This is a genomic window from Pseudoalteromonas sp. CO109Y (assembly GCF_004208935.1).
GTDB lineage: Bacteria > Pseudomonadota > Gammaproteobacteria > Enterobacterales > Alteromonadaceae > Pseudoalteromonas > Pseudoalteromonas shioyasakiensis.
Map to the genome: position 1 here is coordinate 278,672 of NZ_SGPD01000030.1, position 22,813 is coordinate 301,484.

27 protein-coding genes are annotated in these 22,813 nt (G+C 40.6%); 11 read left to right on the forward strand and 16 right to left on the reverse strand.

What is annotated here, in order from left to right; translation table 11 throughout:
- Positions 1-17: 17 nt before the first annotated feature.
- The gene (locus EXT43_RS13155; protein ID WP_130167168.1) at positions 18-1,028 is read right to left on the reverse strand and encodes a helix-turn-helix domain-containing protein; all 1,011 of its coding nucleotides are present in this window, start codon (positions 1,026-1,028) and stop codon (positions 18-20) included.
- A 127-nt stretch (positions 1,029-1,155) separates the two neighbouring features.
- Between EXT43_RS13155 and EXT43_RS13160 the strand changes: the two genes are divergently transcribed.
- Positions 1,156-3,054 (forward strand): beta-ketoacyl synthase, encoded by a 1,899-nt coding sequence (locus EXT43_RS13160; protein ID WP_130167169.1) that lies wholly within the window; start codon positions 1,156-1,158, stop codon positions 3,052-3,054.
- Positions 3,055-3,155: 101 nt separating this feature from the next.
- The gene (locus EXT43_RS13165; protein WP_165385105.1) at positions 3,156-4,232 is read left to right on the forward strand and encodes an energy transducer TonB; all 1,077 of its coding nucleotides are present in this window, start codon (positions 3,156-3,158) and stop codon (positions 4,230-4,232) included.
- On the opposite strand, the gene EXT43_RS13170 is transcribed toward EXT43_RS13165, so the two are convergent.
- Positions 4,233-4,652 (reverse strand): MgtC/SapB family protein, encoded by a 420-nt coding sequence (locus tag EXT43_RS13170; RefSeq protein ID WP_130167171.1) that lies wholly within the window; start codon positions 4,650-4,652, stop codon positions 4,233-4,235.
- Between the two features lie 227 nt (positions 4,653-4,879).
- Between EXT43_RS13170 and EXT43_RS13175 the strand changes: the two genes are divergently transcribed.
- The 3 genes from EXT43_RS13175 (at position 4,880) to EXT43_RS13185 (ending at position 7,091) form a co-directional block, all read left to right on the forward strand.
- A complete protein-coding gene (locus EXT43_RS13175) occupies positions 4,880-6,373 on the forward strand; it encodes a BCCT family transporter (RefSeq protein ID WP_240701502.1) in 1,494 nt (497 codons plus the stop codon).
- 75 nt (positions 6,374-6,448) lie between these two features.
- Entirely contained in the window at positions 6,449-6,793 is a 345-nt protein-coding gene (locus EXT43_RS13180; RefSeq protein ID WP_063527461.1) for a hypothetical protein, read from the forward strand.
- The gene (locus EXT43_RS13185; RefSeq protein WP_055020863.1) at positions 6,783-7,091 is read left to right on the forward strand and encodes a hypothetical protein; all 309 of its coding nucleotides are present in this window, start codon (positions 6,783-6,785) and stop codon (positions 7,089-7,091) included. The genes EXT43_RS13180 and EXT43_RS13185 overlap by 11 nt, the downstream gene beginning before the upstream one ends.
- A 14-nt stretch (positions 7,092-7,105) precedes the next feature.
- Here EXT43_RS13185 and fghA read toward each other — a convergent pair whose 3' ends face one another.
- Together fghA and EXT43_RS13195 are read right to left on the reverse strand one after the other, a co-directional pair.
- Positions 7,106-7,942 (reverse strand): S-formylglutathione hydrolase, encoded by an 837-nt coding sequence (gene fghA / locus EXT43_RS13190; protein ID WP_130167173.1) that lies wholly within the window; start codon positions 7,940-7,942, stop codon positions 7,106-7,108.
- A 55-nt stretch (positions 7,943-7,997) separates the two neighbouring features.
- Positions 7,998-9,119: an S-(hydroxymethyl)glutathione dehydrogenase/class III alcohol dehydrogenase gene (locus EXT43_RS13195; RefSeq protein WP_054561612.1), complete on the reverse strand. Its 1,122-nt coding sequence runs from the start codon at positions 9,117-9,119 to the stop codon at positions 7,998-8,000.
- Positions 9,120-9,229: 110 nt separating this feature from the next.
- Between EXT43_RS13195 and EXT43_RS13200 the strand changes: the two genes are divergently transcribed.
- The 6 genes from EXT43_RS13200 to EXT43_RS13225 all read left to right on the forward strand — a co-directional run bounded on the left by EXT43_RS13200 (position 9,230) and on the right by EXT43_RS13225 (position 14,443).
- A complete protein-coding gene (locus EXT43_RS13200) occupies positions 9,230-10,111 on the forward strand; it encodes a LysR family transcriptional regulator (RefSeq protein WP_130167174.1) in 882 nt (293 codons plus the stop codon).
- A gap of 89 nt (positions 10,112-10,200) precedes the next feature.
- Entirely contained in the window at positions 10,201-11,418 is a 1,218-nt protein-coding gene (locus EXT43_RS13205; protein ID WP_130167175.1) for a lipoprotein-releasing ABC transporter permease subunit, read from the forward strand.
- Positions 11,411-12,109: a lipoprotein-releasing ABC transporter ATP-binding protein LolD gene (gene lolD, locus EXT43_RS13210; RefSeq protein ID WP_054551414.1), complete on the forward strand. Its 699-nt coding sequence runs from the start codon at positions 11,411-11,413 to the stop codon at positions 12,107-12,109. The genes EXT43_RS13205 and lolD overlap by 8 nt, the downstream gene beginning before the upstream one ends.
- The gene (locus tag EXT43_RS13215; protein ID WP_062564487.1) at positions 12,099-13,343 is read left to right on the forward strand and encodes a lipoprotein-releasing ABC transporter permease subunit; all 1,245 of its coding nucleotides are present in this window, start codon (positions 12,099-12,101) and stop codon (positions 13,341-13,343) included. The genes lolD and EXT43_RS13215 overlap by 11 nt, the downstream gene beginning before the upstream one ends.
- A 9-nt stretch (positions 13,344-13,352) precedes the next feature.
- Positions 13,353-13,883 (forward strand): DUF924 family protein, encoded by a 531-nt coding sequence (locus EXT43_RS13220; RefSeq protein ID WP_130167176.1) that lies wholly within the window; start codon positions 13,353-13,355, stop codon positions 13,881-13,883.
- Between the two features lie 113 nt (positions 13,884-13,996).
- Positions 13,997-14,443, forward strand: coding sequence for a DUF4826 family protein (locus EXT43_RS13225; protein ID WP_054561606.1), 447 nt, complete (start codon positions 13,997-13,999; stop codon positions 14,441-14,443).
- Between the two features lie 54 nt (positions 14,444-14,497).
- On the opposite strand, the gene EXT43_RS13230 is transcribed toward EXT43_RS13225, so the two are convergent.
- The 12 genes from EXT43_RS13230 to EXT43_RS13285 form a co-directional block, all read right to left on the reverse strand.
- On the reverse strand, positions 14,498-14,956 hold the full coding sequence (locus EXT43_RS13230) for a GNAT family N-acetyltransferase (RefSeq protein WP_054561605.1): 459 nt from the start codon (positions 14,954-14,956) through the stop codon (positions 14,498-14,500).
- 12 nt (positions 14,957-14,968) lie between these two features.
- Complete coding sequence (locus EXT43_RS13235) at positions 14,969-16,114, reverse strand: cupin domain-containing protein (RefSeq protein ID WP_130167177.1); 1,146 nt, start codon at positions 16,112-16,114, stop codon at positions 14,969-14,971.
- A gap of 73 nt (positions 16,115-16,187) precedes the next feature.
- Positions 16,188-17,558, reverse strand: coding sequence for an adenylosuccinate lyase (gene purB / locus EXT43_RS13240; RefSeq protein ID WP_054561603.1), 1,371 nt, complete (start codon positions 17,556-17,558; stop codon positions 16,188-16,190).
- A gap of 33 nt (positions 17,559-17,591) precedes the next feature.
- On the reverse strand, positions 17,592-18,194 hold the full coding sequence (gene hflD, locus EXT43_RS13245) for a high frequency lysogenization protein HflD (RefSeq protein ID WP_054561602.1): 603 nt from the start codon (positions 18,192-18,194) through the stop codon (positions 17,592-17,594).
- On the reverse strand, positions 18,194-19,294 hold the full coding sequence (mnmA, locus tag EXT43_RS13250) for a tRNA 2-thiouridine(34) synthase MnmA (protein ID WP_130167192.1): 1,101 nt from the start codon (positions 19,292-19,294) through the stop codon (positions 18,194-18,196). The genes hflD and mnmA overlap by 1 nt, the downstream gene beginning before the upstream one ends.
- A gap of 87 nt (positions 19,295-19,381) precedes the next feature.
- The gene (locus tag EXT43_RS13255) at positions 19,382-19,816 is read right to left on the reverse strand and encodes an NUDIX hydrolase (RefSeq protein WP_130167178.1); all 435 of its coding nucleotides are present in this window, start codon (positions 19,814-19,816) and stop codon (positions 19,382-19,384) included.
- Complete coding sequence (locus tag EXT43_RS13260) at positions 19,809-20,456, reverse strand: rRNA large subunit pseudouridine synthase E (protein ID WP_130167179.1); 648 nt, start codon at positions 20,454-20,456, stop codon at positions 19,809-19,811. Before EXT43_RS13260 ends, EXT43_RS13255 begins: the two co-directional genes overlap by 8 nt.
- Entirely contained in the window at positions 20,456-20,785 is a 330-nt protein-coding gene (locus EXT43_RS13265) for a TusE/DsrC/DsvC family sulfur relay protein (protein ID WP_054561599.1), read from the reverse strand. Before EXT43_RS13265 ends, EXT43_RS13260 begins: the two co-directional genes overlap by 1 nt.
- Positions 20,786-20,788: 3 nt before the next feature.
- Positions 20,789-21,004, reverse strand: coding sequence for a DsrH/TusB family sulfur relay protein (locus tag EXT43_RS13270; protein ID WP_235591819.1), 216 nt, complete (start codon positions 21,002-21,004; stop codon positions 20,789-20,791).
- A gap of 47 nt (positions 21,005-21,051) precedes the next feature.
- Entirely contained in the window at positions 21,052-21,408 is a 357-nt protein-coding gene (tusC, locus tag EXT43_RS13275; RefSeq protein WP_130167180.1) for a sulfurtransferase complex subunit TusC, read from the reverse strand.
- The gene (gene tusD / locus EXT43_RS13280; RefSeq protein WP_130167181.1) at positions 21,405-21,758 is read right to left on the reverse strand and encodes a sulfurtransferase complex subunit TusD; all 354 of its coding nucleotides are present in this window, start codon (positions 21,756-21,758) and stop codon (positions 21,405-21,407) included. The genes tusC and tusD overlap by 4 nt, the downstream gene beginning before the upstream one ends.
- A gap of 55 nt (positions 21,759-21,813) precedes the next feature.
- Entirely contained in the window at positions 21,814-22,479 is a 666-nt protein-coding gene (locus EXT43_RS13285) for a Bax inhibitor-1/YccA family protein (protein ID WP_062564480.1), read from the reverse strand.
- Positions 22,480-22,813 lie beyond the last annotated feature (334 nt).

Genomic DNA, 22,813 nt, shown 5'->3' on the forward strand with positions numbered 1-22,813 from the left:
ATTCCGGCATTTTAGCTTTATCCAAATAGTTTTCGTCTAACGACTGTGCGATATTCACTAGGTGTTTGTGAAAGCACTTTCTTGAATACCCGTGTTAAGTGACCTTGGTCGTTATAACCAACTTCCAGTGCAACCTCTTGAATAGACAAATTTGAAGACGCTAATAACTCTTTTGCAGTTTGTACCCGCAACTGTTGCCAATACTCCACAGGAGTTTGGCTGGTGGCTTGGCGAAAACGGCGTGTAAAGGTGCGGTAGCTTAAACTAAATTGTGCTGCAATTTCTTGCAGAGTCAGTTCAGATGTTAAATTGTTTTTTAACCAAAATTGAATTTGTGCTATGAGTTCATCAGGGTGTTTATCGACGGCACCCTCAAGGTAGCGCTGATCTTCATAGGGCTTACGAATTTCATGGGAGAAATTACGCTCAACATGTTGCGCCGCTTCTCGTCCGTAATATTGACTAATAATATGCACAATAACATCGGCAAGGGCATTTAAACTCGCAACTGTATACATGCGCTCAGACTGTGTGATGAAAAAGTCAGGCTTAAGCTGCACTTTAGGGTAGTCACGTTTAAATTGCTCTGCGTAATGCCAGTGAGTGGTAGCAGGGTGGCCATCCAATAAGCCTGCTTCTGCAACTAAACAATTACCAGTGCCTACACCAATGATATGACTGCCTTGTTGCCAAGATTCACCAAGCCAGTTCACCAAACTTTGCTGTTTGCTCACCACAGGGCGTGGGTTTCGCCAAATCCCAGGCACAATAATCAAGTCACTAGCAGGCGCGGTGACGGTTTCGCAATCGGGCATAATTGAAAGCCCAGTACGATTAGGGATCGCTTTTAGACTACTTGCCACTAAATTGATGCTTAGAGGTTTAAATTCGTTCTGCTGACGATGGCTTTTTGCAAAAGCCTCACCAGCTCTGAGCATTTCGATAGGCAGGGTTAAACTGGTTATTAATAAATGAGGATAAACCAAAATACTAATTTCAATGGCTTTTACTTGTTGAAGTTTCGTCACTCAAATTGCTCCGACCAGTTGTTTTTGGCCTATTGTGCATGTTATTTGGCTATTTAAGCATAAAGCGTGTTAATTAATCCATTTAAACTTGGTTTAATTCTCATAACACGTTTTCTCAAGGTTTTTTATGACAGCATTACCCGTTATTGTTGGTATGGGTGGTATTAATGCCGCTGGCCGCACTTCTTTTCATCAAGGTTATCGTCGTATCGTGTTAGACAGCTTGGACGCTAAAGCCCGTCAGGAGACATTTTTAGGCTTAGCGACATTAATGAACTTAGTCACTCTTACTGAAGGTGTACTTAAAGATGCCCAAGGCAATACCATTGCCGAATCAGACATCGAAGCTAAGTTCGGTGATCAAATATTAGCTGGCACACTTATTCGTAAAATTGAAAAAAATCATTTCGATGTGGATGCGACTCCATGGCAGCAAAAAATGACGTTAACAGCGTCAGATGAACAGCAGATTGTTTTTGAAACGCGCCGCCGTGATTTACCAACTCCACTACCAAGTGCTTGGCAGGTTGAAGAATTAACTGATAAAAAAGTTAAAGTCACAATTAGTGCTGATCTTGCTATTAAACATGACAGTACCCGTGATAATCCAATTAAAGCGGCCGGTCAATTACCAACAGGTTTTGAACCTTCGGCTATGTATAACAGCCGTTATCAACCAAGAGGCCTGCAAGCGACTATCTTTGCCGCAACCGATGCGATTCGTTCGACAGGTCTGCCATGGCAGCAGGTAATGAATAGTGTTGAGCCTGATCAAATTGGCACTTACTCAGCTTCTGTGGCTGGTCAAGTTGATGATGAAGGATTTGGTGGACTTATTCGTGCGCGTCAGCAGGGCGACCGTGTGAGTACAAAACAGCTTGCACTTGGCTTAAACACTATGTCTACTGACTTTATCAATGCTTATGTAACAGGCAATGTGGGTACAACCTTTACTACATCAGGTGCATGTGCAACGTTTTTATATAACCTACGTGCTGCAGTAAACGATATTCAAGCGGGTCGTACGCGTGTAGCCATAGTGGCGTCTGTTGAGTGTGCAATTACTCCGGAAATCGTTGAAGGTTTTGGTAATATGAGCGCACTTGCTAATGAAGAGGGCCTAAAGCGCCTTGATAATACAGATGTGGTTGATCATCGCCGTACCAGCCGTCCATTTGGTGAAAACTGTGGCTTTACAATTGGTGAAGGCGCACAAGTTGCTATTTTAATGGATGATGCATTGGCATTAGAGTTAGGTGCTGATGTGTTAGGCAGCGTTGCAGATGTGTTCGTCAATGCCGATGGTATTAAAAAATCAATTACAGCCCCGGGCCCAGGTAACTACATCACGATGGCAAAATCTGTTGCACTAGCAAGCAGTATTGTTGGTCAAGAGGCGGTACAAAAACGTAGCTTTATTTTGGCTCATGGCTCAAGTACACCACAAAACCGCGTAACAGAATCACTGATCTATCATAAAGTGGCAGAAACATTTGCAATTGATAATTGGAAGGTTGCTGCGCCTAAAGCGTATGTTGGCCATACCATTGCTCCAGCTAGTGGTGACCAATTAGCTATGGCATTAGGTGTGTTTAGTCACAACATTATGCCGGGTATTACGACAATCGATAAAGTGGCAGATGATGTGTATAGCGAGCATTTAGACATTCGTACTGAACATTATCAATGTGATGCAATGGATATTGCCTTCATTAACTCAAAAGGCTTTGGTGGTAATAACGCAACGGCGACTGTGTTATCACCGGCAATTACATTAAAGATGCTTGCAAAGCGTCATGGTGATGAGGTTATGGCGCAATATCAAGACCGTCATACTCAGGTAGCCAAAGCGCAAGCTGACTATCAACAACACGCTGATTTAGGTCATTATGAGCTAATTTATCGTTTTGGTGATGGCTTAATTGATGAAAATGGTATTGAAATTAGTGAAGATTCAATGACAATCCCTGGTTTTGATAAAAAAGTTTTATTATCTAAACCAAACCCTTACCAGGATATGTTTTAAGATCAAGGCATGTTTAAGCACATTCTTGACAGCAAGGCGCTTTTAAAGCGCCTTTTTTAGTGCTATAAATGTTCCTATCTAAGGGATTTGGAGCCAATATCATGATTAAATTCACTAAACTCGCAGCACTTTGTTCACTTATCGCATTACCAACACACGCTTTAGCACGAGACGTCAATGACTTAGGTGTTGATGTTCAAGCTGCTACCTCTGCCTATATTGTTAAAAATTCAAACAAACGTTACCCAGGTAGTTATAACGGCTCTCGTCTAGAAGGCTGGGCATTAATGTCTTATGTGGTTGATACACAAGGTAAGGCAAAAGACATTGAAGTGATTATGGCATCTGATACTCGGGGTAGTGAAGAAAATGCAGAGAAATACTTAACCAACTTAGAGTTTGCACCTGCCACAAAAGAAGGCAAAACCGTAGAAGGGGGTTACCTGTTTTCATTTGAAGTAGGTAAGTATTTTAATGGTTACTCAAATGACAAAGCGAGCCGTGGTTTTATTAATGAATACGATGAAATCAATAAAATGCTGCAAGCAAAAGAATTTGATAAAGCTGACCAAGCATTGGCTGAGTTATACAAAGATCATACTAAAAACACCTCTGAACAGGCATTATTTGCATGGTTGAAAAGCCAATATTATTATCATCAACAGCAATGGTTTGGCTTTGATGAGCAGTTGTCTGTAGCCTATTTACTGCGAGCTAAGTTACCAACAGATATACAATATCTAGTCGCTAAAAGTACTTTACAATGGTACAGCTTCAAGGGCGATTTTAATCTTGCTTACAATGCTATTTATGCGTTAGATAATATCGAGGGTAAACAGTTTTCAGAAGAAAACAAACTTGCCACTATCAAGCAAATTGATGACCTATTGGCGCGAACACCGCAGATTAATTCACAAATCAATGTTTCAAAAGATAAGCTGTCATATTTATCTTTATCTCGCGGTTCAATCAAAATTGAAGGCGCGAGCGATGTTTCTAAATTACAGATCCGCTGTGCCGATCAAGTCATTGACCTTGAAGCAAGTGAATCGGTTAATTATGTCATTGATGAGCAGAGCAGACGTTGCGGTTTATTAGTTAAATCTGCAAGCCCTGCTGAGATTAAAGTTAAACAAACTGGCTATGCCATAGTTAACTCAAAATATGACGCGAGTTAATTATTTCTTTAAGCGCTTAACATATCTTAGTGTTACGAAATTAATCAACGCCATTAAAAAGGCGATTTCGTAACGACTAAATGCCACAGCAATGCCAATAAGTCCCATGTTCCAAATACTGGCTGCTGTGGCTGTTCCATAGGTAGAGTTTTTGTTCTTCAAAATAGCGCCACCGCCAATAAACCCAATACCCGTGATAATCCCTTCGAGTACTTTTGATTCTGCCTCTGAACTTGTTAAAACAGACATGCCCACCAATGCATAACCACATGATGCAACAGCGACTAATGGAAATGTTCGTAGACCTGCACCATTACTGGTTTTTTCTCGATCAAAAGCCATTGGAAGGGCAAGTAAATAGGCAATACCTAGATGAATTAAATTATCGAGAATTTCATACCAATCAATATTAAAGTCCATGCTTTGTTCCTTGCTATAAAGATTATGATAGCTTTGCAATTTCAATACCCGATCAACAAATTAAATAAAATGAGGAAACTAGGGACATGTAGCCGGGTTTTTAAAAGTAGGGCTTGCTATAATTTGCGATTTTTACGCAGTGCTATGTCATTTTTTCAGCCTTTTGGCTGTTTGAATTTCAGCCATGCTAACAGTATGCTAAACACGCTGACAAAATAGGCTTCACATTGAAACATTCCATCTCCTCCCTAGAAAAAACCGCGCTTGCACTGTGTATGTTTGGTGCACTGATTGCTGTGATTTTGCCTGATGTTATCACTGAGCAAGTTCAGCCGTTTGTACAAATGCTGTTAAAATGGACTGGTAGTAGCTTTTTCTTATTGGTGAATTTTTTATTGTTTGCCATCATTATTTTAGCCATTAGCCCACTCGGTAGCCGTAAAGTAGGTGGCGAACATGCTGCTGTTGAGTATTCAAACTTTGGCTGGTTTGCCATGTTGTTTGCAGCAGGAATGGGCTCTGGCTTGGTTTTTTGGGGCGTAGCAGAGCCTGCATTACATTCTCTCGACCCACCTCTTAAACAAAGCTTATACTCAGATAGACTAGCCAGTAGCCTCGCTTTAACCCTAGTGAATTGGGGCGCTCATGCTTGGGCACTTTATGCTGTATTTGCGCTAGTGCTTGGGGGATTAACGCAATACAGTGGGAAGTCAGGAGATATTTGTGCCCCTGTTTTAACGGCGCTTGGTAATCGCATTGATAAGTCTGCAAAATTTACTGTGTCGTTTATTGTAAAGTTAATTGCGGTAATCGCTATTTTTTTTGGTGTCGTCGGCACCATAGCTAATTCCACTTTACTGATCAGTAAAGGTGTTGAAATAAAGTTGGGGGTTACTTCAACATTACAGGTGGGTTCATTAATCGTTTGTTTGTTAGCAGTTATTTATTCGTTGTCGGTTAAATTTGGATTACGACGCGGGGTACAGTCTCTAAGTATATTTAACGTACTTCTAGCATTTAGTCTGCTTTTTTGGTTGCTACTAGTGGTGCCAATTGAGCCTATTATAAAGATTGCTTTAGATGGAACAGGCTACTATTTACAGTTGCTTGCAACTGGTACTTGGCAATTCGATAGCCAATTAAAAGCGCCGGACTGGGCGGCTCATTGGACATATAACTATTATTTTTGGTGGTTAGCGTGGGGGCCATTTGTTGGTGTGTTCCTAGCCAAAATTAGCCAGGGGCGTAAAGTTTGGCAATTTATTTTGGCGGTTGTGTGTATTCCAACTTTAGTGACTATTATTTGGTTTGCGGCCTTTTCGGGGGCAGCAATTGAATGGGATAGACTTAACCAAGCGGGCATTTTAGTCGCAATAAAACAGGATTATAGCCAAGGTTTATTTGTATTTTTTAATCAACTAGACTGGCAAGGAACCGTGTTTATTTGGGCAAGCTTATTACTACTATTGATATTTGTTGCCACTTCCGCAGACTCTGCGATTTTAGTCATAAGAGAGCTGGTTGACTCGGAGCAAAGTAACCGTGTGACACTCTACGCATGGTGTTTAGCATTATTCATATGTAGCTTTGCATTATTGCTGCTACAAGATGAACCATTAAATCGTAGCGTTGCAATTTTAGGCGCTTTACCTTTCTTGTTAATATTCCTATTGCAATTAGTTGGGTTTCTAAAAGAGTTTATTCGCGATATTTGTGATTAATCTACAGTTTTTTACAGTTAAATTACGCGTTTGTTATTATGCTTAGAAAATAAGCTTAAGTGTATTGGAGGACCGATGCTTAAATCTTTGTACGTAATACTATCAGTTAGTTTACTCAGTGGCTGTACTGCAGTTGGCTTAGTTGCAGATGGAATTGGCGGGCGCACGAGTCAAGCACAGCCGGCAAGTGCTTATGCAGATAAAAAAGATAATAACCGAGTTAACTATGGCATGACCATGACGATGCTAGGTTATGAAATCGACAAAGCAATTATTGAAGGCCTAGAGAGCGGTAGTAAAGACAAAGACGTTGAGCTTAAATGTCGTCAAATTAGTCGCGCAGTAAAAGAATGTGTTGAGGTTAAAGCTGAGCCAAAAAAAAGACCTACATTAATGGATAGTTTTAACAATGAAGATTAGCTTTTCAAAACTTGTTATTTGCTTAGTTAGCTACCAATTAGTGGGGTGTACAGTGGCGGGGTCAATAGTCGATGGCTATGCAAAAAACTCACAACCAACAAATCTTGCAACTACAAATGCAAATCAAACTAACAGTACTGTAACCGATGCTGAGGGCTTTTCATTCGCAAAGTTAGGCTTTGAAATTGATAGCGCTGTTATTGGTTTACTCAAACCAAAAGAACAACAACCGCAATTAGTTTGCAGGCAAATTACACGCAGTATTAAAGAGTGTGAGGAAGTTAAGCCCTCACACTAAAAATTAAGTATTAATCACAGATACTTTTGATGAAACATCAGGTGTTCATCAATAAAGCTGCTGATAAAGAAGTAACTATGATCATAACCCGCGTGCATGTTGATCTCAGCTGGGTAATCTTTTTCGTTTACGACAGCAAATAAGTTCTCAGTTTTGAGTTGCTCAGTTAAGAAGTTATCGGCCTCACCTTGATCAATACGCATCGGTAAATAATCATCAGCGACGGCATTTTTCATTAATTCACAGCTGTCGTATTCAAGCCAACTTGCTTTATCACTACCTAGGTAATTACTGAACGCTTTTTCACCCCAAGGGCAATTAATCGGGTTCACAATCGGGCTAAAAGCACTGGCGCTGACGTATTGTTTAGGGTTTTTAAGTGCAATCATCAATGCGCCGTGACCACCCATAGAATGACCAGCAATGGCTTTTTTGGTCGTCACAGGGAAGTGTGCTTCGATAAGTGCAGGTAACTCAGAAACCACATAGTCGTACATGTTGTAGTGCACATTGTAAGGCGCTTGAGTCGCATTGACATAAAAACCAGCACCTTGACCAAAATCGTAATTTTCATCGTCAGGCACATTTTCACCGCGCGGGCTAGTATCTGGAGCGACAATCGCAATACCTAGTTCAGCCGCTTTTTTAAATGCTCCGGCTTTTTGCATAAAGTTTTCATCTGTACAGGTTAAACCTGACAACCAATACATCACTGGCACTTTATTCGTTTCGCTGGCACCTGGCGGTAAAAAAATCGCAAAGCGCATAGCACAATGTGTGCTGCTAGCTTGGTGGGTATATTGTTTATGCCAGCCACCGCTGACTTTTGTTGAGCTTATGTTTTCTAGCATAACCAAATCCTTGAAACAAAGGCGCTAGGAGTCAACCTAGCGCCAAATTAAAAGATTAATAATGAATAACTGAGCGGATGCTCTTACCTTCGTGCATTAAGTCGAAAGCTTCATTGATATCTTCAAGTTTCATGGTGTGTGTGATGAAATCGTTTAAGGCAAACTCACCATTCATATAGCGCTCAACAATCTCTGGTAACTCAGAGCGACCTTTAACGCCACCAAATGCACTACCGCGCCATACACGACCTGTTACTAGTTGGAATGGACGAGTAGAGATCTCTTGGCCTGCACCTGCAACACCAATGATTACTGATTCACCCCAACCTTTGTGACAACACTCAAGAGCAGAGCGCATTACATTAACGTTACCGATACATTCAAATGAGAAATCAACACCGCCGTCAGTCATTTCAACGATTACTTCTTGGATTGGTTTGTCAAAGTCATTTGGATTGATTAAATCAGTTGCACCTAGTTTAGTAGCAAGATCAAACTTACTGGTGTTGATATCAACACCAATGATACGGCCAGCACCCGCCATTTTTGCACCGATAATCGCCGATAAACCGATACCACCTAAGCCAAAAATAGCCACTGTATCGCCTTTTTGAACTTTTGCTGTTTTAGTAACAGCACCCATGCCGGTTGTTACACCACAACCAAGTAAACAAATTTCTTCAAGAGGCGCTTCTTTGCTTACTTTAGCAAGTGAAATCTCTGGTAATACAGTGTACTCAGAGAAGGTAGAGCAACCCATGTAGTGATAAATTGGTTGACCATCTTTATAGAAACGCGTTGTGCCATCAGGCATTAAACCTTTACCTTGCGTTTCACGTACCGCAGAGCATAAATTTGTTTTGCCCGATTTACACATTTTACACTCGCCACATTCAGCAGTGTAAAGAGGAATAACATGATCGCCTACTTCAACATGTGTTACACCTTCACCTACGGCTTCAACAATACCGCCACCTTCATGGCCAAGGATTGCTGGGAAAATACCTTCAGGGTCTTCACCAGATAAAGTAAATGCATCGGTATGACAAACACCTGTAGCAACAATCTTTACAAGCACTTCGCCTTTTTTAGGCATCATTACATCCACTTCTTCAATTGATAGTGGTTGATTTGGACCCCAAGCAATAGCCGCTTTTGATTTGATAAAATCAGTCATAACGTTCCCTTATAGTTGTTGGAAGTAAGTATTAAACTTAGTCTATTTTATTTGTTTCTCAATGAATGATAATCTTCGTTTTATTAAAACACTTTTACAGTATGGTAATAATGAACCGTTGGCACGGAATTGATGAGTTTTTAGCGGTAGCAGAAACAGGCAGTTTTACAAAAGCAAGTAAACTACTGGGTATGTCAGTGGCCCATGTAAGCCGGTATGTGAGTCAATTAGAAGAGCGATTAAACACACAATTGTTAACCCGAACAACCCGTAAAGTGGTGCTAACGCAAGAAGGGCAGGTGTTTGCGCATCAAACTAAACAATTACAGCATGCCATGGATGATGCCACGGCACTGCTTGCAGAGCAGCAACTGACACCAAAAGGTAGTATAAAACTAACAGCTCCTGTGATGTATGGTGAAAGTTTCATCATGCCTGCGGTACATTCGTTTATGCAAAAGCACCCAGATATTGAAGTGATCAGCCATTTAAGCAATGAGCAAGTCAATCTTCTAGAAGATGGGTATGATCTCGCTATTCGCCTTGGTCATTTAAAAGATTCATCTTTAAAAGCTCGGCGCATTAGTCAGCGCAGGCTTGTTATTTGTTGTAGCCCTGAATATATCAATAAATTCGGCCAACCACACAGTGTAAGTGAATTACATCAGCACAATTGCCTGATTGGTAATAACAGTTACTGGCGGGTAAAAGAGCAGGGCCAAGACAAGCACATCAAAGTGGCAGGGCGTTTGGCCTGTAACAGTGGTTGGGCATTGGTTGACGCTGCTATCAAAGGGTTAGGCATCGTGCAATTACCAGATTACTATGTCAATGAACACTTAGCCAATGGCAGGTTGACTGCTGTTCTTTCGAATGTTGCACCGGCACCTGAAGGGGTATGGGGGGTGTATCCACCAAGGCAGTTTATCGCAACCAATGTAAAAGCATTACTTGACCATTTGGTTGCTACTGTTCAAGTATCAGATTTATAATTATTTTTTACAATTTCGCGCATCCCATGCTAGCTAAATCTATGCTAACATGAGCGCATATTTAGCCCTTGGAATACCCATAATTTATTATGTTTCAACCTGTTAGCCTTTTTATAGGGCTGAGATATAGTCGCTCCTCAAAGGGCAATGCCTTTATCTCATTTATTTCATTTTTCTCTATCGCGGGCATTGCTATTGGTTTAATGGCCTTGTTTACAGTCAGTTCAGTAATGAATGGCTTTGAAAATAACCTTAAAACCAACATGCTTGGTTTAATTCCCCATATTGAAGTATCAGCCGAAGATAACTCGAAAGAAACCATGTTGCAGTTAAAGCAGCAACTAGCAAATTCTCAAGATGTTAAACAAGTTAACCTATACCGCCATGGCGAAGCCATTTTACAAACTAACCAAGATTTGCATGGTGTGTTGTTACAAGGGCTCTATGATGAAGGAAGCTCCATCTATAACGTAAAAGATAAAATTGTTGCCGGCAATTGGTCACAAGTAATGGACAGCAACTACCATATTGCAATTAGCCGCTACTTGAGTCGAAAATTGGGTATTTCGCTTGGGGATAAAGTACGGGTGATCATGCCTAATGCCAGTTCATATACCCCCCTTGGTCGAGTACCTAGTCAGCGCTTGTTTACCGTTGCTGCACTGTATGAAACACAGTCAGAAATTGATATGTCATTGGCATTTACCAGTGGCTATTCGTTAGGCAGAGTTTTAAAACTATCAAAATCAGCAGCCCCTAATTTGAGTGTATCGCTGTATGACCCATTTGCTGTTGAGCAAGTATTGCAATCTCAGTTAGCTATTTTAAACGATTACACAGTGACTGATTGGCGAGCTAGCCAAGGCACACTATTTGCCGCTGTGGCAATGGAAAAGCGCATTATGTCGATGTTACTTGGCTTAATCGTGCTCGTTGCGGTGTTTAATATCGTTTCAGCATTAACCATGATGGTCAGTGAGAAGCAAAGTGAAGTCGCTATTTTACAAACATTGGGTTTAACTCCGTTACAAGTGCAGCACGTGTTTATGATCCAAGGCTTATATAACGGCCTGATCGGTACCAGTATTGGTGCGTTACTTGGTGTGCTATTAAGTAGCAACATTAATGAATTATTGAATATGTTAGGCATCAATTTACTGGCGGGCGTGAGTTTACCCGTTAAATTTGATGTTATGAGTTTGAGTTTAATTGCCGCAGGGAGTATTGCGATGAGCTTTTTAGCTACCTTGTATCCTGCCAGAAAAGCTGCAAAAGTGAATCCAGCAGAGGTATTACGTTATGAGTGATTTAGTTATCAATTGTCAGCAGTTAAATAAAGTCTATCAAGATGGCGATAACGAGGTTGCGGTATTAAAAGGGGTTGATTTAGCACTTAAACAAGGCGAAATGTTAGCCGTCGTAGGGAGCTCTGGCTCTGGCAAAAGTACCTTATTGCATATATTAGGCACCTTAGATAACGAAAGCTCAGGCAAGGTTGAAATTAAAGGTCAGCAAGTTTCCAAATTAAACCGTAAACAACAAGCCAGTTTCAGAAATGAAAATTTAGGTTTTATTTATCAATTCCATCATCTATTAATGGAATTTACTGCCATCGAAAATGTTGCAATGCCATTATTAATTAAAGGCTTAAGCGCAAAAGCGGCAACCGAAAAAGCCCGTAACATGCTAGATAAAGTAGGGTTATCTCATCGCAGTGAACATAAACCTTCGGCGTTATCAGGTGGTGAGAGGCAGCGGGTTGCAATAGCACGTGCATTAGTAACCGAGCCTGCTTTGGTGCTTGCCGATGAACCAACCGGTAACTTAGATAAACAAAACGCAATTAAGATTTACGATTTAATTAAAGAATTAAATACTAGCTTAAAAACCAGTTTTGTTGTGGTAACCCATGATTTAGAACTTGCAGATAAACTAGGCAAAATTGCCTATTTAGATGATGGTAAGCTTGCAATTAAAGAGTCTCAGCATGTTGCTTAGTGCCTTTATTTCAAAACGCTTTCGTGCCCATAGTGGCCAAAAAGACGGACAAAACGGTTTTGTTAGTTTTATCGCTAAAGCATCGACAATCGGCATACTTTTAGGTGTCGCTGTGCTAATTGTTGCTTTATCAGTTATTAATGGTTTTGAGCAGCAGCTAGTACATCGGCTTTTATCGGTTGTACCTCAGGTTGAATATGTTGCCCCTAACAAACCAATCAATAATTGGCAGTCAAAAGTTACACTACTGCGCTCTCAAGCCGGTGTAACAGGTGCTGCGCCGTTTATTAGTGTCAACGGCATGGCGCAATATAAAAGTGAGTTAAAAGCAGTTGAAGTGCGTGGTGTAAGCCCTGAATTTGAAAACCAAGTGTCGGCGTTAAACCAATTTACAGAAGGGCGTTTAGTTAGCCAGCTACAACAAGAAGATGTGCTTTTAGGCCAACAAATTGTTAACCGATTGGGCCTTAAAATTGGCGACCCAGTTACCTTATTAATCCCACAGATAAACCAGCAAAGTAACACTTTATTGGCGCCAAAGCGTGTTAGCTTGAATCTTGCGGGTATTATAAAAATGGGTGGCCCAATTGATGAAACAGCGGCTTTCATTCGCCTTGATAAAGCGCAAAGTGTGTTGAGTTTTGAGCAAAACCAAGTAACCGGTTTACGATTACAAGTAGCTGATGTGTTCGCAGCCCATCAAACGGCGATGCGTGTGGGGCAAGTTATTCCTGATTATGTCTATGTCTCGAGTTGGTTTAGAACTCAGGGTAGCTTATATCAAGATATTCAAATGGTTCGCACTATTGTGTATATCGTGGTGTTTTTAATAATTGCGGTAGCGAGTTTTAATATTGTTTCGTCATTAGTGATGGAAGTACGTGAAAAACAGGCAAATATCGCAATTTTAAAAACCATGGGCGCACAAGATAGCACCATTTTAGCAACCTTCGTAATGCAAGGTTTTACACAAGCTTTAATTGGTGTGATCTTAGGCACAGTTATCGGTGTGATGCTTGCGTTAAACATCAGTGAACTGTTCACTTGGGCAAGTAACTTATTTGGCGATAACCCGTTACAAGGGGTTTATTTTATTGAGTTTTTACCCAGTAAACTAGTTTGGCAAGATATTGTTATAACGGTGATTGTTACCTTTGTTCTCGCTATTTTGGCTACCTTATATCCTGCGTGGCAAGCAACCCGAGTTGATCCTGCAAAAGTTCTTGGTAATTAAGGAGTGTTTATGGATAAGCAAAGGATTATCGATTTTTGGTTTGAGGAATTAGGCCCAGAAGCTTGGTATCAGCAATCGGAGGAAGTTGATGCCTTAATTACACGTGAGTTTTCAGAATGCCTTTTGCAGGTTATCGCTGGCGAACATGCTGACTGGCGAGTTGATGCTCAAGGCTCTTTAGCTGAAATTATCGTGTTAGATCAGTTTTCACGCAATATTTATCGTAATACGGTGAAAGCGTTTAGCCAAGACCCACAAGCACTATGCTTAGCGCAAAGAGCAATTGAACTTGGCTTTGATAAAAAATTACCTGGCTCTCAAGCTGCGTTTATTTATATGCCGTTTATGCACAGTGAATCGAAAGTCATTCATCAGCAAGCTGAGCAATTGTTTAAAGGCATGAGTAATTATGAATTTGAACTAAAACACAAAGTGATTATTGATAGGTTCGGTCGTTACCCACATCGCAATAAAATTTTAGGTCGAGAATCAACAGCTGAAGAGCTGCAATTCTTAACAGAGCCTAACTCTTCTTTCTGAGTTGACTGAATAGTACGCAAGTAAATTAAAATGCTCTTTGATTGCCCGTAAACACTTGCACAGCGCCATTTTAAACCTTAAAGTGTCAGAAATGTTGTAAAAGAGTAACCACCATGGAACAAAAACAAGCAAGACCATTAACACCAGAAGAACAAGCCGAAGCGCAAAAACAAAGTGTTATTTGGCAAAGAGAATGTTTCCAAAATGCACAAAAGCATTTAGCTGAAAAAGGCGTTATTCCGCAAACTGTTGTAGAAAAAGAAAGCCGTTTTATTGCCCCATTAGTAGCGATTTGGAAATTTAAAGCACAAAACGGTAAGAGCTATTGGGTGATCACGGGTCGTTTACCTACCGATCACGCTGAAGCAAGTGCAGCAAATAATGCACGTGAAGTGTTACGTTATTTCTCAATGCAGTGGCAAATGAAGGCTGATCAGCTAATGCAATCAGGTGCGGTAGATAAAACCAAAGTTGATTTTGCTAACCTGTTAATCAACCGTGCTCATGGTTTATATGAGCTATTTGAAAAAGAAGAAATGTGGCAAAACGAGCCTGCATAACTTCTAATAAAAAAGCTGAATAATGTTATTCAGCTTTTTTATTTAACATATACCTTAATGCACCAAAGTGAATGGCCGCGTATCAAATTGCTTAATAGGGCAGAGCATTCGCTGCCTTGGAATACCAGCCTCCATAAATACTAAGCCATCAGCCGAAAAGCCATTTCGTTTAAATCTATCTACTTCGTTCAATATGCAATTAATGCTGACGCAATCACAACCTTGCTTTTCAGCCATGCCTACTAAGTAATTCAATAATGATTTGTAAACCGAACGGTTACGATGTTCAGGTAAAACAGCAATTCGCCCAATGAGACCATCATTACATAAACGTCCAGTAGCAACTGGGCATTTACACTCGTCGGTCACGAGTACGTGATGTGCTGTTTTATCTAAATGATCAAACTCAATGTCTTTAGGAATATGTAGTTCGCATACAAATACTCGCTCTCTGATCTGTTGTAAGAGTTCCTTGTCGATACTCCATTCAACTTCATCTATTTGATAGCTCATAAACACACGCTCCTAACAAAACCAAATACCCTCATTTAAAAGTGTAGTAAAGGTTTTCAAGAAAATGTGATTATTTTTTGAACTATTTATGTCAGCAGAGGTCAAGTAGGTTTGATCTGTGAGCTTTGTTATTAATTCAAGGTCAGTTAAATCATGCATATAATTAACACCATTAATACTTAAAAGTATTTTATCGTCAATTACTTGATAAATGGCACGGGTACCACCTAAACGCTCAAAAACAACGTCCTCATCATTAAGTAAGTCATTTACGTCATCTAGTGTATATGGCTCCTCTAAAGGCGCTAAATCCATGTCATGTTTTGGCTGACTCATACTGTTACCAAGCCAAGTCTTGAATACTGCGTCATCATTAATCGCAGCAATCATAAGTTGCTTTACTTTTTCTGCTTCAGTTTGGTTAAGTTCACCTTTAGATGAACGCAACTTAAGCTCTGCATCACCATATCGTTGATTACCAAGCTCAGTATCGATGAGGTGATCGGCAAATTGTGATAATAAATCGCGTTGATTTGGCGCTCTAAAACCTACAGAGTAATTAAGTGCATTTTCAACTGCGTAACCTTCATGTGGGCAACCTGGTGGAATATAGAGAATATCTCCCGGCTCTAACACACAGTCGATCACTGCAGGAAATTGCTCAACTTGTAACAGGCTCTTATTTTGTGCAAATTGCTTTAAGTTCGCATCAGGTAAACCAACTCGCCAGTGGCGCTTTCCTTCACCTTGAATAATAAACACGTCGTATTGATCTAAATGCGGACCCACGCCACCTCCCGGGGTAGAGTAGCTGATCATTAAATCATCGATACGCCAGTTTGGAATAAAGCGAAATGGCTCCAGTAGTTGTGCTGCATCGCTATGCCAATGGTCAACTGCTTGCACCAGTAATGTTGAGTGCTTTTCAGTTAGCAAGTTAAAGTCTTCAAAAGGACCATGGTATGCTTGCCAATCATCTGAGTGATTGGTCACAATACGTGATTCAATGCTTTCTTCCATGGCAAGACCGGCCAATTCTTCGGGTTCAATCGGATCTGAAAAATCCTTGAAGCCTTGCTTTATAAGTAATGGTTTTTTCTGCCAATACTCAGCTAAAAATTGCTCTTGGGTTAATGAATTGATGGTTAATTGATACATAACATGACCTAAGCGAATTGATATAAAAAAAGCGAAAGGAAGGCCTTTCGCTTTTTTAAGTCTTAATTTGAATTTAAGCTAAGTTGTCGATGAACTCAACAGCGCGGCCAATGTAATTAGCCGGAGTTAATTTTTTCATTTCTACTTTTGCTTCTTCAGGTAACTCAAGACCATCGATGAAATCAGCCATGATTTCTTGGTTTACGCGCTTACCACGAGTAAGGTCTTTAAGTTTTTCATATGGCTTTTCGATACCATATTTACGCATAACCGTTTGAATTGGCTCTGCTAGTAATTCCCAGTTTTGGTCTAGTTCTGCTAATAAACGCTCTTCGTTTACTTCAAGCTTGCTAACACCTTTTAATGTCGCTTGGTAAGCGATAAGTGTGTAGCCCATACCAACACCTAGGTTACGTAACACTGTTGAGTCAGTTAAGTCACGTTGCCAGCGAGAAACAGGTAGTTTTTGCGCAAGGTGAGTAAAGATAGCGTTAGCAATACCTAAGTTACCTTCAGAGTTTTCAAAATCAATCGGGTTTACTTTGTGAGGCATAGTTGATGAACCAATCTCACCTGCGATTGTTTTTTGTTTGAAGTGGTTAAGTGCAATGTAGCCCCAAACGTCACGGTCAAAATCAAGTAATACAGTGTTGAAACGTGCAACTGCATCGAATAACTCAGCAATGTAATCGTGTGGCTCGATTTGTGTTGTGAACGGGTTGAATGTTAAACCTAGGCTCGTTACGAACTGCTCAGCGTGGCTGTGCCAATCGTAATCTGGGTATGCACTTAGGTGAGCGTTGTAGTTACCTACAGCACCGTTGATTTTACCTAACATTTCTACGTTAGCAATTTGGTCACGTTGACGCTTTAAGCGCATGTAGACGTTTGCAAACTCTTTACCCATTGTAGAAGGGGTAGCTGGTTGACCGTGGGTACGTGTCATCATCGCAACTGACTTGTACTCAACAGCTTTTTCTTTTAATGCATTTAGAAGTTGGTCACAGTATGGAAGTAATACTTTGTCACGTGCTTCGGTAAGCATTAAACCGTGAGACAAGTTATTGATGTCTTCTGAAGTACATGCAAAGTGAATGAATTCGTTAACTGCGTTAAGCTCTGCGTTATCAGCTACTTTTTCTTTAAGTAGGTATTCAACTGCTTTTACGTCATGGTTAGTTGTGCGCTCGATCTCTTTAACGCGTGCTGCATCAGCTTCGCTAAAGTTATCAACAATGGCATTAAGTAAAGCATTAGCCTCGTCGCTAAATGCCGGTACTTCTTTGATTGCGCTAGCTGCAGATAAAGCTTGTAACCAACGAACTTCAACAGTTACACGGTATTTGATTAAACCAAATTCGCTGAAAATACTGCGTAGTTCCGTGGTCTTGCTGCCATAGCGACCATCTACCGGAGAGATAGCGGTTAACGCTGAAAGCTCCATAATGACTCCTAAATTGTCTAGTTTGAACGATAATTAAATTGATTGTTTAGCAATGGCGAGGATTTTTCTTTTTGCAAAGAAAAAGTGACGGCGTTTACCGCCCATTTGTCGCCATAACACGGCACTACGAATTCCGGCCAATAATAGGGCACGAATTTTGTTTTGCGTGAGCTGCTGTTTTAATAACTCTGGCTTGCCATACACTTGAATACGATGCCCAAGGGGGCTTAGCACCGATGAGTAAATATCAGCAAGCGCTGCTACTACAGTATCATCTGTGATAGCAAAATGGTCGAGGCGACGTTTAACATCATCAATGCGACGACCTAATTCATTTAAGCTGTTTTGTTTTGAACTTAATGCACGTTCTAATTGCATTAAACCACCCACATATTTTACGATTTCGACGTCTTTGTCTGCGCCGGCAGAAAGCTGTGCAATCAAAATGCGATAGCCTTCACGTAAATTATGTTTACCCTGGTACACGTCTTCAGGGCTATTTGGTGATGTTTCGACAATACAGTTTAGTAATTTTTCTAATTCGTGATCACTGCCTTGGCCATATTGCGCAACTTTTTGTACTTGTTTAGCAACTTGACACATGGCAGCTAAAGCCATGACTTGGTGCTCTGTCATTATTTGATCACCGAATCAATAATACCACCACCTAAACATACTTCGTCAGCGTAGAATACGGCTGATTGGCCCGGTGTCACTGCTTTTTGTGGCTCATCAAATAATACGCGTGCCATACCATCTTCACCAACAAGTAAAGTACAGCTGATATCTTCTTGGCGATAACGAGTTTTAACAGTACAGCGTGTGGTCCCTTTAGGGCCTTCGCGGTCAACCCAGTGAAGCTGGTTTGCATTTAAACCATTGCTGTACAGGCGAGGGTGGTCTTTACCTTGACCAACCACTAATACGTTTCGATCAACGTCTTTATCAACTACATACCAAGGTTCACCCGAACCTTCTTTCATGCCGCCAATTAATAGACCTTTACGTTGACCAAGTGTGTGGTACATCAAGCCTTCGTGCTCACCCACTTCATTGCCATCGGTATCTTCAATTTTACCTGGCTGTGCTGGTAAGAATTTTTGTAAGAAGTCTTTAAATTTACGCTCACCAATAAAACAGATACCGGTACTGTCTTTTTTATCGTGAGTGATTAAGTCTTGCTCTTCAGCGATGCGGCGTACTTCAGGCTTAGCAATATCGCCAACAGGGAAAAGTGTTTGCGCAATATGCTCATGGCTTAGAGTGTATAAGAAATAGCTTTGATCTTTGTTGTCATCAAGGCCACGACACATGACATATTTATCACCGCGCTTTTCACGGCGAACATAGTGGCCAGTAGCAATGTAATCAGCACCCAGTGCTTGTGCTGCAAATTCTAAAAATGCTTTGAATTTGATTTCTTTATTACACATGATGTCTGGGTTTGGTGTACGACCTGCTTTGTACTCTGCTAAAAAGTATTCAAACACGTTGTCCCAGTATTCGGCTGCAAAATTTACAGTGTGAAGCTCAATACCTAGCTTATCGCACACAGCTTGTGCGTCTTGTAGGTCTTCAGCTGCAGCGCAATATTCATCATTATCGTCTTCTTCCCAGTTTTTCATGAACAGGCCTTCAACTTGATAGCCTTGTTGCTTTAATAAATACGCTGATACAGAAGAATCAACACCGCCGGACATACCCACGATGACTTTAATGTGACTATTTTCGCTCATAATATTCGCTGTCATTTTTTAACTGCTATGGAAAGGCCGATATTATAGCATGCTTTTAGACGCCCAAACCAGCCAAAATCACAGCGGTTATTGGTAAATCAAACTAAGAGGGTAGGCTTTACCAGCTAAATGATCTTCAATGCATTTTAAAACCAAAGGGCTTCTTAGCGGCAGGTTTTTAATTTGTTCAAGGCTAAACCAATCTGCGCTAAGAATGTCATCATCTTGGGGAGATGGTTCAAATAGCTCTGGGCTATTAAAAGCAAAGCTAAAACGCATATAGTGAACGCCATTTGCGGCATGCAAATTATAAATGCCAACAAGGTGATTGGCATTAAGGCTAATGCCCGTTTCTTCAATAAGTTCGCGATGAGCTGCTTCTGCTAAGGTTTCATTGGCTTCTAAATGACCCGCAGGCTGGTTATAGCAAATATCACCTGTGTGTTTATCGCGCTCTTTAACAAGTAAAAATTTGTCTTGGCATGTGACGATGGCGGCCACTGTGACATTGGGTTTATGCATCAGGGTTGTTCACTACTTTAAACTGGCCATTCTCTAATCCATCAAGGGTATAGTTACCAATGCTGTAACGAATTAATCGCAAAGTAGGGAAGCCAACATGCGCTGTCATACGGCGAACTTGGCGATTACGGCCCTCAGTGATAGATATTTCTAACCAGCTGGTTGGAATGTTTTTACGCTCGCGAACGGGCGGGGTACGCGGCCAAATTGACGGCTCGTCAATACGCCTAACCTTGGCAGGCTTGGTCATGCCATCTTTAAGCTCTACGCCTTTGTTAAGTGCAAAGATAGCCTCATCAGTAACATCACCTTCTACTTGCACCCAATAAGTTTTAGCTGTTTTTTTATTGGGTTCAGTGAGTGTGTGTTGTAATTTACCGCAGTTAGTAAGGAGCAACAGCCCTTCGCTATCTCTGTCTAGGCGTCCTGCTGCATACACGTCTTTAATAGTAATAAAGTCGGCAAGCGTTTTGCGGTTTTGATCATCGGTAAATTGGCAAAGCACATCAAATGGTTTGTTAAATAGCACCACTTTGCGCTGCTCAGGGCTAATTGTTTTTTTAACTTGGCGTTTTTGAGTAGGCCTTGAATAAGTTCGACCGCTGCTGCGGCGTGGTTTGCTATTGGCTTTATTAACCATTAAATACACCTAGCCGGTTTAGGTAAACCTGCAATTTTAGTCGCTTGCTTTGCTGGGCCTTTAGGGAATAGCTTATACAAATACATGCTATTACCTTTTTCTTCACCTAGCTTTTGGGCCATTGCTTTGACCAGCATGCGTATTGCAGGGCTGGTGTTGTACTCTACGTAAAAATCACGCACAAAATGCACAACTTCCCAGTGTTGCTCACTTAAGGTAATGTTTTCTTGCTCAGCAATAATGGGTGCAAGCTCTTCACACCAATCGTTTGAATCAAGTAAATACCCTTGTTTGTCTGTTTCTATCTGTTTGTTATTAAATTCAAGCATGGTTTACCAAGTAATCGTGTTTTTTGCGTTTAAAGTCATTTCTACAAACTGCGCGTAGTTTATTGCGATATCGCCTTGATTAAATGAAATATCACGGGCTGCAGCATCTTCTTCAAGTAAATGAATTGCTGAAGAGAACTGCTTAAACTGCATGTTGTTATAACAAGCGTCACTAACAAGTAGTACTGTATCTTCTGAAGAAATTAAATTTGCCAACATATTATTGCAATAGTGAGCTAAGGGTTTTGAAAAAATATGCAAGGTACTCATAAGGTCACCACCTGATGCTGTTGGCTAATTAAGTCTCGCTGTTGCTCAAAGTTAGCTACTTTAACACCGATAATCAGACTATCTTCTGGAAGGTTAAAATCCATCAACGACTTTTCACATACATATATGTTTTCAACATCGTATAACTCAAGGGTTTTAATGGTTTTAAAATAGTTTTTTATGCCAAGTTGCTCTGGTTGTTGATTTTTTTTCAAAGCTAAAACAGCCTCACCACTTAGAAGCCAACTAATGTTTTGTTCAATAGCAGCAAAAATTAGTGTGGTGTCGAGTGATTCACGAATATGTTGATCGTCAAATGGGCTATGTTGGCTTATTACTAAAATGTTTTTCATTTAAATTGCACCCATTTATCCGCTTCACTGACAAGCATCGCAAATTCTGCAAGCCCAGCAACGGTAAACATGCCTGTGTTATCGATATCTAAGCCACGCTTTTCAGCAGCAGTGACACATAGCAATAGAGGGATCTCTTGCTCACTTAACGATTGCCACAAACGATTAATTGGAAGCTCGTCGCTGGCAAGTTCTAAATGGTTACTTGCGTGGTAAACACCAGCTTGATAAAGAAAGATAGCTGCAATTGAGTGACCAGAGTCAAGACAGGCCTGTGCAAATTTAATTAGCCGTTGAGTTGTGTCGTGATTGGTCGGCGCGGTATGAAGTGAAAGTACAAATTGTGCCAAAACGCATCCAATAAAAAAGCCCCTAGAAAGGGGCTATTTTAGCAGAACTATTTAATTAGTCATCACTTGCACCAAGTAGGTGAAGAAGAGACGTAAATAAATTATACACGTTCAGATATAAAGCAACTGTTGCGCGGATGTAATTAGTCTCGCCGCCATTAATGATACGGCTAGTGTCAAATAAGATTAAACCAGACATAATTAGCACAACTGCAGCATTAATAACCATAAAGGTAATTGAGCTGCCAATAAATAAGTTAACTAGGCTTGCAATAATAACCACGATTAAACCCACAGTTAAAAAGCCACCCATGAATGAGAAGTCTTTTTTAGTGGTAAGCGCATAAGCCGACAAACCAAAGAAGATTAACGCAGTAGAGCCTAACGCTTGCATAATAAGCATAGGGCCATTTGGCATTGCAGCGTAGTAGTTAAGCATTGGACCAAGTCCTGCGCCCATTAAACCTGTGAAAACAAATACCCAAGCAACACCTGAAGCACTGTCAGCCTTTTTGTTAACAACAAAAAGCACACCGAATGCAATCAAACTAAATACTAACCCCATAAAATAAGGTAGATTCATTGCCATTGATATACCTGCTGTCACTGCGCTAAATGCCAGTGTCATCGCCAGTAAGAAATAGGTATTCTTTAAAACTTTATTGGTTTCAATAGTCGACATTACTGGTCTTGCAGTATTGTACGATTGATTAAACGCCATTGTTAGAGCTCCTTTAAATGAACTTATACGTTCGTTAGTTCCAATTATTAAACTGAACTAAGCCTATCAAGAGTTATATATTTGGGCAAACTATTGTGGATCAATAGACAAGATAAATAATAGAAAAGTTCAATGTTGCGCACAATCTAAACGCTGTTGTACTAATGCTGAGCAAATTAATTGTTTTTTAATCACTTAAACAGTTTTTTGAAAAAAAAGCTTCACAAGCACGGCCGCTTTATCTATTATGCACGCCGTCGGAGAGATGGCAGAGTGGTCGAATGCACCGGTCTTGAAAACCGGCAGGGGTTTGTAGCCCCTCTAGGGTTCAAAT